The following is a 17,454-nucleotide window of genomic DNA, read 5'->3' as shown; positions in this document are numbered from 1 at the left end:
TGGTCGTGGTCGTGGTGCGGGGCGAGACGGACGGCCCCGCAGGGCGGTGCCGGTCGGGCGGTGCCTTGGCGGCACCGCTCCGTCAGCCGCGGTCTGCAGGCTCAGGTGAGGCGCGTCGGCGGGTGGGGGCGCGTGCGGCGGGCCCACGCGGCGGAGCCGCATATCGGACACGCCCCCGCCCTTTCCCGAACCGGGGGCTGGGGGCGCCGCGCCCGGTTTCCGGGGCTCCGCCCCGGTCCCCCTCCCCTACGCCCTGCGGGCGTGGGGACGTTGGGCCCCATGTGGGCCCGTCCGGCGCTCGAGGACGGACACCCGGTCCCGCCCGGCGGTACCGGACATGCCCCAGGGGCCCGGGAGGCTTGCCCCCGTCACGGGACCGGGCGGGGTCGCCCCTCCCCCGTCGCGGCCGCCGCAGGCACCCGCAGCCTCAGCGACAACAGCGCCGCGGCCGCGGCGAACGCGGCGCCCACGAGCAGCGCCGCCTTGAAGCCCGCCGTCTCCGCCGCCGCCCCCGGGGCGTCCGCGGCGGCCGTCGTGGTCGTGGCCACCGCGACCAGCACCGCGAGGCCGAGCACCGAGCCGAACTGCTGGCTCGTGTTGATGAGTCCGGATGCGAGGCCCGTCTCCTCGGGCGCCGCCTCCGCCGTCGCGGCCACGTTCGTGGTGACCATGACCAACGGGAGCGCGACGCCCAGCAGCAGACTCGGCGCCAGCACGGTCGTGAAGAACGTGCCCTCCGCGGTGAGGGCGAGCGACAGCCACACCATCCCCGCGAAGAGCAGCCCGAAGCCCAGCGTCATCGCGTGCCCCAGCCCCAGCCGCCCGATGAGTCGCCCCGTCTGCGGGGCCGTCAGCACGACCACCACCGACAGCGGCAGCAGCCCGAGCCCGCCGGTCAGCGGCGACTGTCCGAGCACGCTCTGCAGGTAGAGGCTGACCAGGAAGAACATCGGGAAGAGGGCCATCTGGGCCAGCGCGCTCAGCACATTGGCGAGCCGCAGCGCCGGCCGCCGCAGCACCGCGGGCGGCACCAGTGGTTTCGCGATCCGGGTTTCCAGCACCGTGAAGACCACGAGCAGGACCAGCCCCGCGCCGGCCGCCGTCAGCGTACGGACGCTCGTCCAGCCCGCATCGCCCGCACCGACGAGCGCGTACGCCAGCAGCCCGAGGCCGCCCGTGGCGGTCAGCGCTCCTCCCGCGTCGAAGCCCGGCTGTGCGCTGCGCGTCCCCCCGTCGAGAAGGCGCAGTGCGAGCAGCCCGAGGAGCAGCGCGACGAGCACGTTGAGCCAGAACGTCGAACGCCAGCCGAGCAGATCGGTGAGGACGCCGCCGAGCACGGTGCCCAGCACCCCGCCGAGGCCGCCCATCGCGGCGAAGGCGCCGAGCGCCCTGTGCCGTCCCGGACCGTCCGGGAAGAGGATCAGCAGCAGCGCGAACGCCGCCGCGGCGGCCAGCGCCGCCCCGATCCCCTGCGCCGCACGCGCGGCGACCAGCGCGCCCGCCGACTGCGCGAGCCCACCCGCCGCCGACGCGGTGGCCAGCAGCCCGAGCCCGGCGAGGAACATCCGCCGGTGCCCGAGGAGATCGGCCGCGCGGCCACCGAGCAGCAGCAGCCCGCCGAAGGTGATCAGATACGCATTGGCCACCCACGACAGACCTGCCGAGCCCGACCCCAGCGCCTCGCCGATCGAGGGCAGCGCGACATTGATGATCGCGGTGTCCATGATCAGCAACAGCTGGGTGGAGGCGAGCAGCACCAGCGCGGCCTTCGGACCACGCTTCGGAGGTGCTGTCGTGTCCACAGGGTTCAGCGAGGTCACCGCTGCTCCCCGGAATCCGGCTCCCGTCGGTCCAGCTCGTAGCCGTCCAGACACGCCTGCGCCAGCTGCTCGCAGCTGGCGGTGTCGCCCTCCCACACCTGCTGCATCAGATAGATGTGCGGGGCGCCGTGGTAGAAGCGCTCGTACTGCTCGTGACGGCCCGCGAACTCCGAACCGAGGGCGTCCCAGGCCAGCTTGAGCAGCTTGATCCGGTCCTCGGCGGGGTGCCCGGGCGAGCGTATGTACTTCCGTACCAGCGGCCCGAGTTCCGGGTGCAGCAGATCCTCGCCGGACGCCGGCAGCTGGATGACACCGCCGCCGGCGAGCATCTTGATCTCCTGCACGGCCTGCGGATACAGCTCCCCTGCCATGATCCGCTGCGCGAAGGAGATGTCCTTGCCGGGCCTGACGCCCTCCCCGCCCTCGACCTCCTCGTACGACGCCTCGGCGGCCAGCACGAACGCCTTGGCCTGGGCGACCTTCCCCATCAGCCGTCCGATCGCCTGCGTCACCGGCGGGAGCTGATACGTGTTGTTCGCCTTGGTCAGCAGGATCGCCAGGCCGGTGAGGAATTCGAGCTTCGTCCAGAACCGGGTGGCCGCCTGGTGCACGAAGTTGAGGTACGCGGGCGTCTGCCACCACATCCGGAAGGTGGCGTCCACGTTCCGGTACGTGAGGACGTTCTCCCACGGCACGAACACGTCGTCGCAGACGAGCAGCGCGTCGTTCTCGTCGAAGCGCGACGACAGCGGATTGTCGAACACGCTGCGCGCCTGCGCCTCGTACGACGTGCGGGACAGGAACTTCAGCCCCGGCGTGCCGATCGGGACCGAGAAGCACAGGGCGTGCTCGATGTCCTGCGGGGCGAGCGGTTCGATGGTGCCGACGATGACCTCGTTGCCGAAGACCGAGCCGGTGCCGATCATCTTGGCGCCGCGCACGACGATGCCGCCGTCCTTCTCCGCCACCACGCGCACGACCAGGTCGTCCTCCTCCTGTTCGGAGGCGGACTTGGTCCGGTCGATCTGCGGATTGGTGATGGTGAAGGTCGGGTAGAGGTCGCCCTCGGCGAGCCTGCGGTGGTACGCGAGGGCGTTGGGGGCGCCGTCGAAGCCGTCCGTCGTGAACAGCTGAGGCGCGGCCGCGAAGCCCGCGGCGCCGCCCGCCATATAGTCGGGGGTGCGCCCGAGGAAGCCGAAGCTCGATTCGGCCCAGACCTTGTACGCGCGGCGGCGGGCCACGAGATCCTCGTACGAGCGCGGCACGGCGTATGCGCGGTGGACACCGCCCTGGGTGAGCACGGGCGTGTGCTCGGAGTCGTGTGCCAGGTCGTACAGCCGGGCGATCGACGCCGCGGTGTTGCGGAACGCGGGGTGCCGGGTGACGTCCTCGACCCGCTCGCCGTCGAGCCAGACCTCCCGGCCGTCACGCAGCGATTCCAGATAATCCTGACCGGACCTCGTCACCATGTCTCCTCTTGCGGAACACTCTGCCGCTGCCGAGCCTGTCTGCCCTCCCCTGCCTGCGGCAATGAACGACCGTCCAGCGGTCATTAAGAACCGGCCAGTCGGCGGCCCGTCGCCCATGGGCGTTCATGGGCGTTCGTCTATGCGCGTTACGCGGCACTGACGGAGGCGCTGCGGTACTCGCCGGGGGTCTTGCCGAACCATTTGCGGAACGCGAGGTGGAAGCCGACGGAGCTCTGGTAGCCGACCCGCTGCGGCACCGCCGACTGCGGCAGTGACGTCTCGCCCAGCAGCCGCGCGGCCTCCTGCATCCGCCGTCCCGTCAGATGCCGGGCCGGCGCCTCGCCGACGAGCTCGCGGAACGCCGCGGTGAAGGCCGAGCGGGACATCCCCACCGCGCGGGCGAGCGACTCGATGGTCCATGGCTCCGCGAACCGGGTCGCGACGATCACCAGCGCCTTGCTGATGCCCGGATGCCTGAGCACGGGCAGCGCGGCGGGATTGTCCGCGAGCTCCCTCAACAGCGGCCGCAGCGCCAGCACCAGCGCCATTTCGAAGGCCCGCAGGGTGATCAGCCGGTCGCCGGGGCCCACCGGCCGCTCGGGCGAGGCGAGCAGGCGCAACGTGTCGCGCAGCAGGGGCTCCTTGGCGACCTGGGAGCCGTCGAGCACGAGCACCCAGGGCAGCGCCTTGTACAGGCCGGTGGCGGCGCCGGCGTCGTAGTGCAGTCCCGCGCACAGGAGCCGGCTCGCGGGGCCTTCGCCGTCGATACGGATCTCGCCCGAGGTGCCCGGCTGACGCTCGGGCAGTACGGCCCTGAGCGGGACGCCCTGGCGGTCGGGGCGGTCGGAGAGCCGGTGAGCGGTGCCCGTGGGAAACACGGCGAGGTCTCCGGCGTGCAGCTCCAGCGGGGTCTGGCCCTCGCCGCTGATCCAGCAGCCGCCCTCGACGATGTAGTGCAGCACGGCGCAGCTCTGCTCGGCATCGCCCTCGATGGCCCATGGTGCGCTGACATGCCACCGGCTGTCGAAGACGCCGGTGAGGCGGAGCGGTTTCAGCAGCTCACTGAGGAGGTCGTCGCTCTGCGCATCGGTGGCTTCCATGGACGATCCTTCAACCTCCCCCCCGGTTTGTTAATTGATCGGCCGAACCCGCCGCCGCCAGCCTGGAAACGCCGTAACGGCAACAGTCACACCCTATCGAAGGGCACTTCAGACACATGTCCGATCACATTCCGATGCGGGTAGCGGTCGTGGGGGCGACCGGCTTCCAGGGCGGCGCCGTCGCCCGGCTCCTCGCGGAGCGCGGCCACCGGGTCCGCACCCTGACCCGCAGGCCCGGGGCGGACCGCCCCGAGATCGCGGGCGTCGCTTTCGCCCAGGGGGATCTGGCGAACCCTCACCACGTACGTCAGCTCTTCGACGGGGCCACGCACGCCTCGGTGGTGATGCCGCTGGAGTACGACCCGGAGAAGGTCCGGACGTACGCGCGGAACCTGGCCGAGGGCGCGGCGGCGGCCGGGATCGCCCGGCTGGTCTACAACGCCAACACGCGCGTCCCGGACGAGACCACGAACGTGGCGGCGTTCGAGACCCGGCGGCTGGCCGAGTCGGTGCTCCGCGAAGGGCTGCGGGACAGCTCCGTCGAGCTGGTGGTGCTGCGGCCTCCGGTCTATCTGGACAACCTCTTCAGCCCGTGGAACGGACCGGCCCTCGTGAAGGAGGGCGTCCTGGCGTATCCGCTGCCCGCGGACACGCCGGTCGCCTGGCTCTCGCACCGCGACCTGGCGGAGGCGGTGTACGCGGCGCTCACGGTGGCGGGTGCGGCGGGCCGTACGTACGACATCGGCGGCGCGCGTACGGTCACGGGCGCCGAACTCGCGGCGGCGTTCGGCAAGGGGCTCGGGCGCGAAGTCCGCTACGTGCCGCTGCCGGCCGATGTCTTCGAGCAGGGCCTCGCCCAGGTCATCGGCGCGGACGCGGCGGCGGGGGTGGCCGGCATCTACCACTACATGGCGAGCGGAGCGAGCCCGCAGCTGATGGCGGACGACGGCGGCACGTCCGCGCAGACCCTCTCGCTCAAGCCCGCTCCGGTCGACGAATGGGTGTCCCGACAGCCCTGGCAGGTCTGGTCGGACGCCGGGACGAACACGCCGTCCCAGGGCTGACGGTCATGGCTGTCTGCCCGGTACCGGGAGCACCCGGTACCGGGCAGATTGCCGTTCGGGGGCGCGCGGAACCTTGTCCGCCCCACTACCTCCCAGTAGTTAACGAAGCACCGGATTGCCCCCCGGCACTGAGTGGGAAGGCTCCCCCGGTACCCACCGGCGCGCACGCATCCACACGCAGCTATTCGAGTGAACGCGGACAGGAGCGGCCATGCCCGCAGCCCGCCAGTCGTCGACGGAGCAGTTACAAAGAACACCCACACCCCGCGCAGCGGATCCGCCTGCTCAACCCGCCATGCCCGCACAGTCACCAGGTGATGCCGTGAACCCGCAGATTGGCCGCATTCCCGTCCTGGACGTACGCCCGCTCGTCGACTGCGGCAGAAGGCCCGCGAAGGCGGTGGCCGGCGAGACCTTCCGGATCTCCGCCACCGTCTTCCGAGAAGGCCATGACGCGGTGGCCGCCAATGTCGTCCTGCGCGACCCCAGCGGGCGGCCCGGCCCCTGGACGCCGATGCGGGAGCTCGCGCCCGGCACGGACCGCTGGGGGGCCGATGTGACTCCCGACGCCGAGGGGCACTGGACGTACTGCGTCGAGGCGTGGAGCGATCCGGTGGCCACCTGGCGCCACCACGCCGGTATCAAGATCCCGGCCGGTATCGACACCGCGCTGGTGCTCGCCGAGGGCGCCGAACTCCATGAGCGCGCCGCCGCGGGCGTACCGAAGAAGGACGGCCGGGAGGCGGTGCTCGCCGCCGCGGACGCGCTGCGCGACGAGGCGCGGACGCCCGCAGACCGGCTGGCCGCCGCGCTCGCCCCGGAGGCGGTCGCCGCGCTCGGCCGGCATCCGCTGCGCGAACTGGTCACCGCCTCGCCCCCGTTGCCGCTCCAGGTCGAGCGCACCCGTGCGCTGTTCGGCTCCTGGTACGAGTTCTTCCCGCGCTCCGAGGGGGCCTCGGTCAAGCGGGGCAAGCCGGTCTCCGGCACGTTCAGGACGGCCGCGCAGCGGCTTCCCGCCGTCGCCGCGATGGGCTTCGACGTCGTCTATCTGCCGCCCGTCCACCCCATCGGCAGCACCTTCCGCAAGGGCCCCGACAACACGCTCGAGGCCGGCCGCCACGACGTGGGCGTCCCCTGGGCGATCGGCTCGCCCGAGGGCGGCCACGACGCGGTCCACCCGGACCTCGGCACGCTGGACGACTTCGACGAGTTCGTGCGCTGCGCACGGGACCTGCGGATTGAGGTCGCGCTCGACTTCGCGCTGCAGTGCTCGCCGGACCATCCGTGGGTGGAGAAGCACCCCGAGTGGTTCCACCACCGCGCGGACGGCACGATCGCCTACGCCGAGAACCCGCCCAAGAAGTACCAGGACATCTATCCGATCGCCTTCGACAAGGACATGAAGGGGCTGGTCAAGGAGACCGTGCGGGTGCTGCGGCACTGGATGGGCCATGGTGTGCGCATCTTCCGTGTCGACAATCCGCACACCAAGCCGGTCGTCTTCTGGGAGACGGTGATCGGCGAGATCAACCGCACCGACCCGGATGTGATCTTCCTGGCCGAGGCCTTCACGCGCCCCGCGATGATGCACACCCTCGCCGCGATCGGCTTCCAGCAGTCGTACACGTACTTCACCTGGCGCAACACCAAGCACGAGCTGACGGAGTATCTGACGGAGCTGTCCGGCGACGCGGCCGCGTACATGCGTCCCAACCTCTTCGTGAACACCCCGGACATCCTGCACGCCTACCTCCAGGACGGCGGCCGCCCCGCCTTCGAGGCGCGGGCCGTACTCGCCGCGACGCTGTCGCCGACGTGGGGTGTCTACGCCGGGTACGAGCTGTGCGAGAACACCCCGCTGAAGCCGGGCAGCGAGGAGTACCTGAACTCGGAGAAGTACCAACTGAGGCCCCGGGACTGGGAGTCGGCGGAACGCGAGGGGCGCACCATCGCCCCGCTGATCACCGCCCTCAACCGGATCAGGCGCCGCCATCCGGCACTCCAGCAGCTGCGGAACCTCCACTTCCACCGCGTGGACAACGAGGCGGTGATCGCCTACAGCAAGCGCTCGGGACCGGATGTCGTCCTGATGGTCGTCAACCTCGACCCCCACCACACCCAGGAGGCCACGGTCTCGTTGGACATGCCGGCGCTCGGCCTCGACTGGCACGAGACCGTACCGGTGCGCGACGAGCTCACCGGAGAGACCTATCACTGGGGCAGGGCCGCCTATGTGCGCCTCGAGCCGGGCGTCATGCCTGCGCACATCGTGGTCCTGCGACCGTCCCCGCCGATCGGAGGGTCACCCACATCATGATCGTCAACGAGCCCGTCCACGACCTCTTCGAGGACACTCCCGCCAAGGACCGGGATCCCGACTGGTTCAAACGCGCCGTGTTCTACGAGGTGCTCGTACGGTCCTTCCAGGACAGCAACGGCGACGGCATCGGTGACCTGAAGGGCATCACCACCAAGCTGGACTATCTGCAGTGGCTGGGCGTCGACTGTCTGTGGCTTCCGCCGTTCTTCAAGTCCCCGCTCCGCGACGGCGGTTACGACGTCTCCGACTACACGTCCGTGCTCCCCGACTTCGGCGATCTCGCCGACTTCGTCGAGTTCGTCGACGCCGCGCACCAGCGCGGTATGCGGGTCATCATCGACTTCGTCATGAACCACACCAGCGATCAGCACCCGTGGTTCCAGGAGTCCCGCAAGGATCCGGACGGCCCGTACGGCGACTACTACGTCTGGGCCGACGACGACAAGCAGTTCCAGGACGCGCGGATCATCTTCGTCGACACGGAGACCTCCAACTGGACCTTCGACCCGGTCCGCAAGCAGTACTACTGGCACCGCTTCTTCTCCCACCAGCCGGACCTCAACTACGAGAACCCGTCGGTGCAGGAGGAGATCATCTCCGCGCTGCGCTTCTGGCTGGACCTCGGCATCGACGGATTCCGGCTGGACGCCGTGCCCTACCTGTACCAGGAGGAGGGCACCAACTGCGAAAACCTTCCGGCGACGCACGACTTCCTCAAGCGCGTCCGCAAGGAGATCGACGCCCATTACCCGGACACGGTGCTGCTGGCCGAGGCCAACCAGTGGCCCGAGGACGTCGTCGACTACTTCGGCGACTTCCCGGCGGGCGGCGACGAGTGCCATATGGCGTTCCACTTCCCGGTGATGCCCCGGATCTTCATGGCCGTGCGGCGGGAGTCCCGCTATCCGGTGTCCGAAATCCTGGCCAAGACCCCGGAGATCCCGGAGAACTGCCAGTGGGGCATCTTCCTGCGCAACCACGACGAGCTGACCCTCGAAATGGTCACCGACGAGGAACGCGACTACATGTACGCGGAGTACGCCAAGGATCCGCGGATGCGCGCCAACATCGGCATCCGGCGCCGCCTCGCGCCGCTGCTCGACAACGACCGGAACCAGATCGAGTTGTTCACGGCACTGCTGCTGTCCCTGCCGGGCTCGCCCATCCTGTACTACGGCGACGAGATCGGGATGGGCGACAACATCTGGCTCGGCGACCGCGACGCCGTACGGACCCCGATGCAGTGGACGCCGGACCGCAACGCCGGTTTCTCCTCGTGCGATCCGGGCCGGCTTTATCTGCCGACCATCATGGATCCGGTCTACGGCTACCAGGTCACCAATGTCGAGGCGTCGATGGCGTCGCCGTCGTCGCTGCTGCACTGGACCCGGCGGATGATCGAGATCCGTAAGCAGAATCGCGCCTTCGGGCTCGGCTCGTTCACCGAACTGCCGTCGTCGAACCCGGCCGTGCTCGCGTTCCTGCGGGAGTACAAGGACGATCTGGTGCTGTGCGTGAACAACTTCTCGCGGTTCGCGCAGCCGACGGAGCTGGATCTGCGGAGGTACAACGGCCGTCATCCGGTGGAGCTGATCGGCGGGGTGCGCTTCCCGGCGATCGGTGAGTGGCCGTATCTGCTGACGCTGGCGGGCCACGGCTTCTACTGGTTCCGGCTGCGCAAGGAGGCCGTGGCCACCGAGGCCGTGGTGAACGGGGCCGTCCGGAAGGACTCCGCGCGCAAGCCCGCGCCGAAGCGGAGGTAATCCGGCACATGCCATGTCGGGTGCGGGGCGGTTGTCACTGCCCCGCACGGGGCACGCTCCCCCTCATATCGAGGCTCATGTCGGGACTCGTACCGAGGCTCGGGTCGAGGCTTGTCCGAGGCCGTACGGACCATCCTCACCCGACACTCCCCCTGCCTGCGGCGGAGGGACCCCCACGCACTGCCCGGACAGCTATATTTGCCACAATCCGGGACACTCTTCGCATCCTGTGGTGTGCCCGGGGAAAGGACGCGATGCCATGTCGGAGGCTGCATCCACCCGGACCCCGGTGGCACTGCTCCCCTCGCTCACACCGCTGCTGCACCAATGGCTGCCCCGGCAGCGCTGGTTCGCGGGCAAGGGACGCCCGGTCGCCGGCTTCTCGCTGGTCTCGGCGGCCGAGCTGCTGCCGGTCGACTCGGCAGGACCCGGTCTGCTGCACATGCTCGTCCGCGTCCAGCAGCCGGGCCCGGCAGGCGCGAAGGGCACGGGAGGCAAACGGGACGGCGGCCAGGCAGCCGACTGCTACCAGCTTCTGCTCGGCGTACGGACCACACTGCCGCCCCACCTCGCGACCGCGCTGATCGGCCGGGTCGCGGACGGCCCACTGGCCGGCCGGACCGTCTACGAGGGCCTGCACGACCCCCGGCTCGCCGCACTGCTCCTGGAGCGACTGCGCACTCCCGGCCGGTTCGGCACGCTCCGCTTCGACCGCACCGAACCCGTGCTGGGCGGGCTGCCCGCCCGCATCCTGGATGCCGAGCAGTCCAACTCCTCGCTCGTGTACGGCAATTCGTACATCCTCAAGATCTTCCGCAGGGTGTACCCGGGCACCAACCCCGATCTGGAGCTGCCGCTCGCCCTCGCCCGGGCGGGTTGCGACCGGGTGCCCGCGCCCGTCGCCTGGTACGAGTCGGCCACGCCCGAGCCCGCGACGCTGGGCGTCCTCCAGCCGTTTCTGCGCGGCACCCAGGACGGCTGGCAGCTGGCGCTGAAGGCGCTCGCCGCCGACCGCGACTTCACCGCGGACGCGCACGCGCTCGGGCAGGCGACGGCGGAGGTGCACACCGCGCTGGCCGCGGCGCTGCCGACGATGACGCTGAGCCGGGCGCAGACCGAGCATCTGGCGACCGCCATGAACGAGCGGCTCGACGCGGCGGTCCGGGCCGTGCCCGCCCTGCTGCCGTACGTACGCGGACTGCGGGCCGCCTTCGACGCGATCGCCGAAGCGGACCTCGACGGCGGCGGACGCGCCCAGCGCATCCACGGCGATCTGCACCTCGGCCAGACCCTGCGCACCCCCGACGGGGACTGGTCGGTCATCGACTTCGAGGGCGAGCCCGCGCGCCCGCTCCTCGAGCGCCGCCGGATGCAGCCGCCGGTCCGCGACATCGCGGGGATACTCCGTTCCTTCGACTACGCGGCCCGCTCGCACCGCCCCTGGAACCCGGTCTGGGCGGCGCGCTGCCGTGCCGCGTACTGCGAGGGCTACGCCGAGGCCTCGGGCACCGACCCCCGGGCCGAGCCGGAGCTGCTGCGCGCCTACGAGACGGACAAGGCGGTGTACGAGGTCGTCTACGAGGCCCGGCACCGCCCGGACTGGCTCCCGGTGCCGATGTCGGCGATCCGACGCCTCGCCGGCCCGGCGCGCTGACACCCCGTGACCGGGGACTTCGCCCCACACCCCCGTACGGCCTTCGGCCGTGTCCCCGCTCCCACAGTTGACACCCCTTCGAGGAGGCCGCCCCCGTGACCCCCCGCACCCCGTCCGCCCAGCCGCCCGACGACCGACCTTCACCCCGCGCCAGGACAGCCCGGGAGTCCCGGGCATCCGCCGAGAGCCCGCCGACCCGCCGCGCGGCGAACGCGGCGAACCCGACGAACGCGGCGAGCACGGCGAGCACAAGCGCGACCGAGACGCGGAAGGCGTCCGGGGCCAGCCACGGCGTACGCCCCGCGAAACCGCTCGACGACGCCGACCGTGAGCGGCTGCTCAGCGGCTCGCACCACGATCCGCACGCGCTGCTCGGCGCCCACTCGATGCGCGGCGGGGTCGTCTTCCGGGTGCTGCGCCCCCACGCGCTGTCGGTGACGGTGCTGGCCAAGGGGCTGCGCGCGGAGCTGCACGAGGACGGCGACGGGTTCTTCTCGGGCGTGCTGCCGATGCGCAAGGAGCCGGAGTACTCGCTCCAGGTCACCTACGAGGACGCGACGGTCGAGTTCGCGGATCCGTACCGCTTCCTGCCCGCGCTCGGTGAGCTCGATCTGCATCTGATCGGCGAGGGCCGGCACGAGGAGCTGTGGCAGACCCTCGGCGCCCGCCCGATGACCCACCAGGGCGTGACCGGCACCCGTTTCACGGTCTGGGCGCCGAACGCCCGCGGGGTCAGGGTCATCGGGGACTTCAACTACTGGGACGGCACCGCCCACCCGCTGCGCTCGCTCGGCTCGTCCGGGGTGTGGGAGCTGTTCGTGCCCGGGGTCGGCGAGGGGGCGCTGTACAAGTTCGACATCACCCGCCCCGACGGCTCGCACACGGTCCGCGCCGACCCCATGGCCCGCCGCACCGAGGCGCCGCCCGCGAACGCCTCGATCGTCACGGAGTCCCACCATGTGTGGCGCGACGAGGAGTGGATGGCGCACCGCGCCGACCGCCCGGTGCACGAGGCCCCGTTCTCGGTCTACGAGGTGCATCTTCCCTCCTGGCGCCCGGGGCTGACGTATCGCCAGCTTGCAGCACAACTTCCGCTCTACGTACGCGACTTGGGGTTCACCCATGTGGAGCTGATGCCGGTCGCCGAGCATCCCTTCGGCGGTTCCTGGGGCTACCAGGTCACCGGCTTCTACGCTCCGACGGCCCGGATGGGCACCCCCGACGACTTCCGCCACCTGATCGACGCCCTGCACCGGGCCGGCATCGGGGTGATCATGGACTGGGTCCCGGCGCACTTCCCGCGCGACGACTGGGCGCTGGCGGAGTTCGACGGACGCCCGCTGTACGAGCATTCCGACCCGGCCAGGGCCGCGCACCCCGACTGGGGCACCCTCGAATTCGACTACGGCCGCAAGGAGGTCCGTAACTTCCTCGTCGCCAACGCGGTCTACTGGTGCGAGGAGTTCCACATCGACGGGCTGCGGGTGGACGCGGTCGCCTCCATGCTCTACCTCGACTACTCGCGCGAGCACGGCGACTGGACTCCCAACGAGCACGGCGGCCGGGAGAACCTGGACGCCGTCGCCTTCCTGCAGGAGATGAACGCGACCGTCTACCGGCGCTGCCCCGGGGTCGTGACGATCGCCGAGGAGTCCACGGCCTGGGACGGCGTCACCCGGGCCACCCACCATGTCGGCCCGGGCGGCTTCGGCGGTCTCGGCTTCGGCCTGAAGTGGAACATGGGCTGGATGCACGACTCGCTCGGTTACGTCGAGCACGAGCCGGTGCACCGCAAGTTCCACCACAACGAGATGACCTTCTCGATGGTGTACGCGTACAGCGAGAACTACGTCCTGCCGATCTCGCACGACGAGGTCGTGCACGGCAAGCGGGCGCTCGTGTCGAAGATGCCCGGCGACTGGTGGCAGCAGCGCGCCAACCACCGGGCCTATCTCGGCTTCATGTGGGCACACCCGGGCAAGCAACTCCTCTTCATGGGGCAGGAGTTCGCCCAGGGCGCGGAGTGGTCGGAGGGCCACGGTCCTGACTGGTGGCTGCTGGATCCCTCGTACGAGGCCGAGCCCGACCACCGGGGCGTCCGGGATCTGGTGCGTGAGCTGAACGCGGTGTACGCGGTGACGCCCGCGCTGTGGCAGCGTGACACCGTCCCCGAGGGCTTCGCCTGGGTCGACGGCGGAGCCGCTGAGGACAACGTCTTCGCCTTCCTGCGCTTCGGCGCGCAGGGGGCCCCGCTGCTGGCGGTCTCCAACTTCTCGCCGGTGGTACGGCACGAGTACCGGCTGGGCGTTCCACCGGAGGTGCCCGCCTGGACGGAGGTGCTGAACACGGACGCGGCACGGTACGGCGGCAGCGACGTCCTCAACGCGGAGCCGCTGAAGCCGGAGTCCGTCGCCGCCCATGGCCACCGGACGAGCGTCCAGCTCACGTTGCCGCCGCTGGCGACGGTGTGGTTGAAGCCGGCCTGACGGTCGGCGGGGCGGCAGCGCGACGCGGGCCTTTCGGGCGGCGCGACGCGGCCTGACAGCGGCGTGACGCTGCCTGACAGCGGCGTGACGGGCGGCGGGGCGACGTCGGCCGGGCGGGTCCTCCCCCCGACCGGCCGTCGCCCCGCCATCTGTTTCATCCCGTCGGGCTGAGCGCCGCGGGCAGCTCGCCGATGTGGACGAGGCCCAGGCGCTGGGTGGCCCGGGTCAGCGCCACGTACAGGTCGCTGTCCCCGAACCGGGCCGGCTCGACGACGATCACCGAGTCGAATTCGAGGCCCTTGGCCTGTCGGGGGTCGAGCAGGACGACGGGCCGGGTCAGATCGACGGGACCGCCGCCCAGCGCGGCGAGTTCGCCGTGGAGCTCGCGCGGGGCGATCACGGCCAGGCGGCCTTCCCGCGGGGTCTCGCGGGCGACCGCGGCCAGGACCGTACCCGCGAGTCCGCCCTCGTCCGCCCGCGCGGTCCACGGTCCGACGCCCGTCGAACGCACCGAGCGCGGCGGCCGGAAGCCCGGGTACGTGGCGCGGCGGGCGGCGGCCGCAAGCTCCATGATCTCGGCGGGCGTACGGTAGTTGACGCCGAGTCTGGCGTGCTCCCAGCGGTCGCCGACGTACGGTTCGAGGATCTCCTGCCAGGAGCCGCAGCCGGCGATGTCGCCGGTCTGTGCGGGGTCGCCGACCAAGGTCATCGAGCGGGTCGGGATGCGTCGCATCAGCAGCCGCCAGGCCATGGCCGACAGCTCCTGCGCCTCGTCGACGATGATGTGCCCGAAGGCCCAGGTCCGGTCGGCTGCGGCGCGCTCCGCGGCGCTGCGGTGGTCGGCCTCCTCGTGGCGCTCCGCGAACCGTTCGGCGTCGATGATGTCGTGCGCGGCGAGGACCTCCGACGCCTCCTTGTCGACCTCCTCCTTGTCCTCGAACTCGTAGGTGCGGGAGGCGTACGAGACGTCGAGGACGCCCTGTGCGTACGCGATCCGCCGCTCCCGCTCGGCCTCGGCGGCGGCGCGGGCTGCGGAGTCGTCCTCGCCGAGGAGTTCGGCGGCTTCGTCGAGGAGGGGGACGTCCGCGGCGGTCCACGGTGCCCCCTTGGCGCGCCTGATCAGCTCGGCGTCGTCCCCGTCGAGATGGTCCGGGTCCTCGAGGTAGTCCGCGAGGAACTCCTGCGGGGTGAGCGGGGGCCACAGGGACAGGATGGCGGCGTGCACATCGGCGCTTGCGGCGATCGCCTTGCCGAGCAGGGCGATGTCATCGGGGCCGAGGAAGTTCGGGCCGCCGTAGGGATCGGCGCCGATGCGGTCGGCGAGCTGGGTGGTGAGGTCGTCGATGATCCGGAAGGCGAAGGTGGGCAGGGCGAGATTGTGCGGAAGCCCGGTCTCACGGGCCTTGTGCCGCGCCTCCACGGCCATGTCCCAGTCGATCATCAGCTCCCCGTCGTCGTGCGGGATGACGATCGGCTCGCCCTTCTCGGGCACCTGCTGCCGGTCCCGTACGGCCTCGGCCAGTACGCCCGCCATCTCGGCCCGCCCCTTGACGGCGGCGGCCGCGGGGGTGTCGGTGCCGGTGGCGTGCACACCCGGGAACAGCTCCCCGACGGTCGCCAGCAGCACGCCCGTCTCGCCGAGCGAGGGCAGGACCTCGCCGATGTACCCCAGGAAGGCGGGGTTGGGCCCGACGATCAGCACGGCCCGCTTGGACAGCTGCTCCCGGTGCGCATACAGCAGATAGGCGGCCCGGTGCAGCGCGACCGCCGTCTTCCCGGTCCCGGGCCCGCCCTCGACGACGAGCACGCCGCGCTGCGGGGCGCGGATGATGCGGTCCTGCTCGGCCTGGATCGTGGAGACGATGTCCGCCATGCGTCCGGTGCGGGCACTGTTGAGCGCGGCCAGCAGCACTTCGTCGGCGTCGTGCGACTCGTACCCGGTGCGGGTGGTGTCGTTGAGATCCATGATCTCGTCGTGCAGGGCCGTGACGATGCGCCCCTGCGTGGTGATGTGCCGGCGTCTGCGCAGGCCCATCGGCTCGTACCCGGTCGCGAGATAGAACGGCCGCGCGACCCGCGCCCGCCAGTCGATGAGAAGCGGCGTCCGCTCGGCGTCGTCGCGCCGGATTCCGGTGCGGCCGATGTGGTACGCCACTCCGTCGCGCCGGTCGATCCGCCCGAAGACCAGTCCGGTGTCGGCGGCGTTCAGCGCGGCCAGCGTCGCGGAGTGCTCGATGACGGCGACATCGCGCTCCACGCGTGCCTGGCGCCCGTTTCCGGTCTGCCCGACCGCGCCTTGGACCGCGGCCTCGGCCTCCTCCCTGAGCTGGTCGAGCCGCTCGTGGACGAGGGAGACGAATTGTTGTTCCTGTTGCAATTCTTCGGTTGACAATTCAGCTCCAGACGCGATAGAGTGCGTTTATTGAACTTCTCCGTGTAATGCGTTGTGGGCGAACACGGAACTATTAAATATACGCGAAGAAATACCCCGGCCGTCAATTCGGACCGGGGTTTCTGTTTGCGTCAGGGCGCTCGGGGCCGGTTTACCGCGCCGCGAGCACGGACCGCAGCCGCGCGACGATGCCCCGCCATTCGTCGGCATCACCGGCGTCGTCCGCGTCGCCCCAGAGCTCCGCGAGCTCCGACTCGGGCGCGAGGATCCGGTCGATGGCCCGCACTCCCAAGGCCGGGAGATCCGCGGGCAGCGCCGGCACGGGCTCCTCCGGACCGTAGACGGGATCGACAGGCTCCCCACCCGGCAGCCCGGCCGCGACGAGCGCCACGGCGGCCAGCGCCTCGTCCGCATCGGGCGCCTCGACGTACTCCGGCTCCTCCACGACCTTGAGCAGCGCTGCCCGTATGTGCCCCGCCCTCGCCTCCGGCTCCAGGTCGTCGAGATCACCCGCGAAGTCCGCCGCCGCGTCGTTGTCGAAAGGCCCCGTGCCCCACGTACCCATGCCGGCTCCCTGCTCCTTGTCGATCACCTCCTCCATCGTGGCAGGCGGAACCGACAACAGACCGTGCCGGGGTTGTCAGAGCACGTCCTCCAGCTCCTGCAGGAGCTTCCGCTTGGGCCGGGCCCCCACCATCGACTTCACCGGCTCGCCGTGGCGGAAGACGATCAGCGTCGGCATCGACAGCACCCCGTACCGCAGGGTGACCTCGGGGTTCGTGTCGGCGTCGAGCTGGACGACCTTGAGCCGGTCGGCCTCCTCGGCGGCGACCGCGCTGAGCACCGGGGCGAGCTGGCGGCACGGGCCGCACCAGTCGGCGGTGAACTCCACCAGAACCGGGCGATCCGCCCCCAGCACCTCCGTGTCGAAGTCCGCGTCCGTCACCGCGGCGACGCCTTCTGCCTGAATCATCCGTCTCACCCTCCGAGTTCACACCGTGGGTCCGGGCCGCCCGGCATGGCCGCCTCGGCCCGTACGAGCTGCGCGCCGACCTGGTCCCGGACGGCCTGGAGCCGCCCGATCAGCTCGTCCAGCTCGGCGAGCTTGCGCCGGTAGACGGCGAGCGACGCGGGACACGCGTCCCCGGCCGGGTGACCGGCGCGCAGGCACTCCACGAAGGGCCTCGTCTCCTCCAGCTCGAACCCGAAGTCCTGCAGGGTCCGGATCTGCTGGAGCAGCCGCAGGTCGTCCTCGTCGTACGTGCGGTATCCGTTCACCGCGCGCCGTGCGGGCAGCAGCCCACGGGACTCGTAGTAGCGCAGCGTGCGGGTCGTCGTTCCGGCCCGCTGCGCCAGCTCGCCGATTCGCATGCGTACGACCGTAAG

General features: G+C 71.0%; 12 protein-coding genes. 5 read left to right on the top strand and 7 right to left on the bottom strand.

The genetic code is table 11. The annotated features are described in order from the left end of the window. Positions 1-368: 368 nt before the first annotated feature. The 3 genes from ACWCXB_RS02215 to ACWCXB_RS02205 all read right to left on the bottom strand — a co-directional run bounded on the left by ACWCXB_RS02215 (position 369) and on the right by ACWCXB_RS02205 (position 4,389). On the bottom strand, positions 369-1,820 hold the full coding sequence (locus tag ACWCXB_RS02215; RefSeq protein ID WP_450718027.1) for an MFS transporter: 1,452 nt from the start codon (positions 1,818-1,820) through the stop codon (positions 369-371). Continuing rightward, entirely contained in the window at positions 1,817-3,289 is a 1,473-nt protein-coding gene (locus tag ACWCXB_RS02210) for a 4-hydroxyphenylacetate 3-hydroxylase family protein (RefSeq protein WP_450718025.1), read from the bottom strand. The genes ACWCXB_RS02215 and ACWCXB_RS02210 overlap by 4 nt, the downstream gene beginning before the upstream one ends. 146 nt (positions 3,290-3,435) lie before the next feature. After that, positions 3,436-4,389, bottom strand: coding sequence for an AraC family transcriptional regulator (locus ACWCXB_RS02205; RefSeq protein ID WP_450718023.1), 954 nt, complete (start codon positions 4,387-4,389; stop codon positions 3,436-3,438). Between the two features lie 116 nt (positions 4,390-4,505). Between ACWCXB_RS02205 and ACWCXB_RS02200 the strand changes: the two genes are divergently transcribed. The 5 genes from ACWCXB_RS02200 to glgB all read left to right on the top strand — a co-directional run bounded on the left by ACWCXB_RS02200 (position 4,506) and on the right by glgB (position 13,676). After that, on the top strand, positions 4,506-5,453 hold the full coding sequence (locus ACWCXB_RS02200) for an SDR family oxidoreductase (protein WP_450718021.1): 948 nt from the start codon (positions 4,506-4,508) through the stop codon (positions 5,451-5,453). A gap of 295 nt (positions 5,454-5,748) precedes the next feature. After that, on the top strand, positions 5,749-7,770 hold the full coding sequence (locus ACWCXB_RS02195; protein WP_450718019.1) for an alpha-1,4-glucan--maltose-1-phosphate maltosyltransferase: 2,022 nt from the start codon (positions 5,749-5,751) through the stop codon (positions 7,768-7,770). After that, complete coding sequence (gene treS, locus ACWCXB_RS02190) at positions 7,767-9,536, top strand: maltose alpha-D-glucosyltransferase (protein ID WP_450718017.1); 1,770 nt, start codon at positions 7,767-7,769, stop codon at positions 9,534-9,536. The genes ACWCXB_RS02195 and treS overlap by 4 nt, the downstream gene beginning before the upstream one ends. A 259-nt stretch (positions 9,537-9,795) precedes the next feature. Further along, positions 9,796-11,190, top strand: a complete 1,395-nt coding sequence (locus ACWCXB_RS02185) for a maltokinase N-terminal cap-like domain-containing protein (RefSeq protein WP_450718015.1) — start codon at positions 9,796-9,798, stop codon at positions 11,188-11,190. A gap of 335 nt (positions 11,191-11,525) precedes the next feature. Continuing rightward, a complete protein-coding gene (glgB, locus tag ACWCXB_RS02180; RefSeq protein ID WP_450718204.1) occupies positions 11,526-13,676 on the top strand; it encodes a 1,4-alpha-glucan branching enzyme in 2,151 nt (716 codons plus the stop codon). Positions 13,677-13,830: 154 nt separating this feature from the next. Here the strand turns inward: glgB and ACWCXB_RS02175 are convergent, their stop codons facing one another. From ACWCXB_RS02175 to ACWCXB_RS02160, 4 genes are all read right to left on the bottom strand, one after another. Then, the gene (locus ACWCXB_RS02175; RefSeq protein ID WP_450718013.1) at positions 13,831-16,068 is read right to left on the bottom strand and encodes a HelD family protein; all 2,238 of its coding nucleotides are present in this window, start codon (positions 16,066-16,068) and stop codon (positions 13,831-13,833) included. Between the two features lie 151 nt (positions 16,069-16,219). Then, positions 16,220-16,669 carry a DUF4259 domain-containing protein gene (locus ACWCXB_RS02170; protein WP_450718011.1) on the bottom strand — a complete coding sequence of 150 codons (450 nt, stop codon included), beginning with the start codon at positions 16,667-16,669 and terminating at the stop codon, positions 16,220-16,222. A gap of 39 nt (positions 16,670-16,708) precedes the next feature. Beyond that, a complete protein-coding gene (trxA, locus tag ACWCXB_RS02165) occupies positions 16,709-17,041 on the bottom strand; it encodes a thioredoxin (RefSeq protein ID WP_450718009.1) in 333 nt (110 codons plus the stop codon). Between the two features lie 5 nt (positions 17,042-17,046). Beyond that, entirely contained in the window at positions 17,047-17,439 is a 393-nt protein-coding gene (locus tag ACWCXB_RS02160; protein ID WP_450718007.1) for a MerR family transcriptional regulator, read from the bottom strand. Between the last annotated feature and the right edge of the window lie 15 nt (positions 17,440-17,454).

Source organism: Streptomyces sp. NPDC001514 (assembly GCF_053597075.1).
The sequence above is the reverse complement of the archived record's forward strand: the minus strand, read 5'-3'. Positions and strand labels throughout refer to the sequence as shown.

What these genes read in the sequence shown, in the direction of transcription:
- ACWCXB_RS02210 (WP_450718025.1), bottom strand. Translation starts at nt 3,289, where the DNA reads ATGGTGACGAGGTCCGGTCAGGATTATCTGGAATCGCTGCGTGACGGC.
- ACWCXB_RS02205 (WP_450718023.1), bottom strand. Translation starts at nt 4,389, where the DNA reads ATGGAAGCCACCGATGCGCAGAGCGACGACCTCCTCAGTGAGCTGCTG.
- ACWCXB_RS02200 (WP_450718021.1), top strand. Translation starts at nt 4,506, where the DNA reads ATGTCCGATCACATTCCGATGCGGGTAGCGGTCGTGGGGGCGACCGGC.
- ACWCXB_RS02195 (WP_450718019.1), top strand. Translation starts at nt 5,749, where the DNA reads ATGCCCGCACAGTCACCAGGTGATGCCGTGAACCCGCAGATTGGCCGC.
- treS (WP_450718017.1), top strand. Translation starts at nt 7,767, where the DNA reads ATGATCGTCAACGAGCCCGTCCACGACCTCTTCGAGGACACTCCCGCC.
- ACWCXB_RS02185 (WP_450718015.1), top strand. Translation starts at nt 9,796, where the DNA reads ATGTCGGAGGCTGCATCCACCCGGACCCCGGTGGCACTGCTCCCCTCG.
- ACWCXB_RS02170 (WP_450718011.1), bottom strand. Translation starts at nt 16,669, where the DNA reads ATGGAGGAGGTGATCGACAAGGAGCAGGGAGCCGGCATGGGTACGTGG.
- trxA (WP_450718009.1), bottom strand. Translation starts at nt 17,041, where the DNA reads ATGATTCAGGCAGAAGGCGTCGCCGCGGTGACGGACGCGGACTTCGAC.
- ACWCXB_RS02160 (WP_450718007.1), bottom strand. Translation starts at nt 17,439, where the DNA reads ATGCGAATCGGCGAGCTGGCGCAGCGGGCCGGAACGACGACCCGCACG.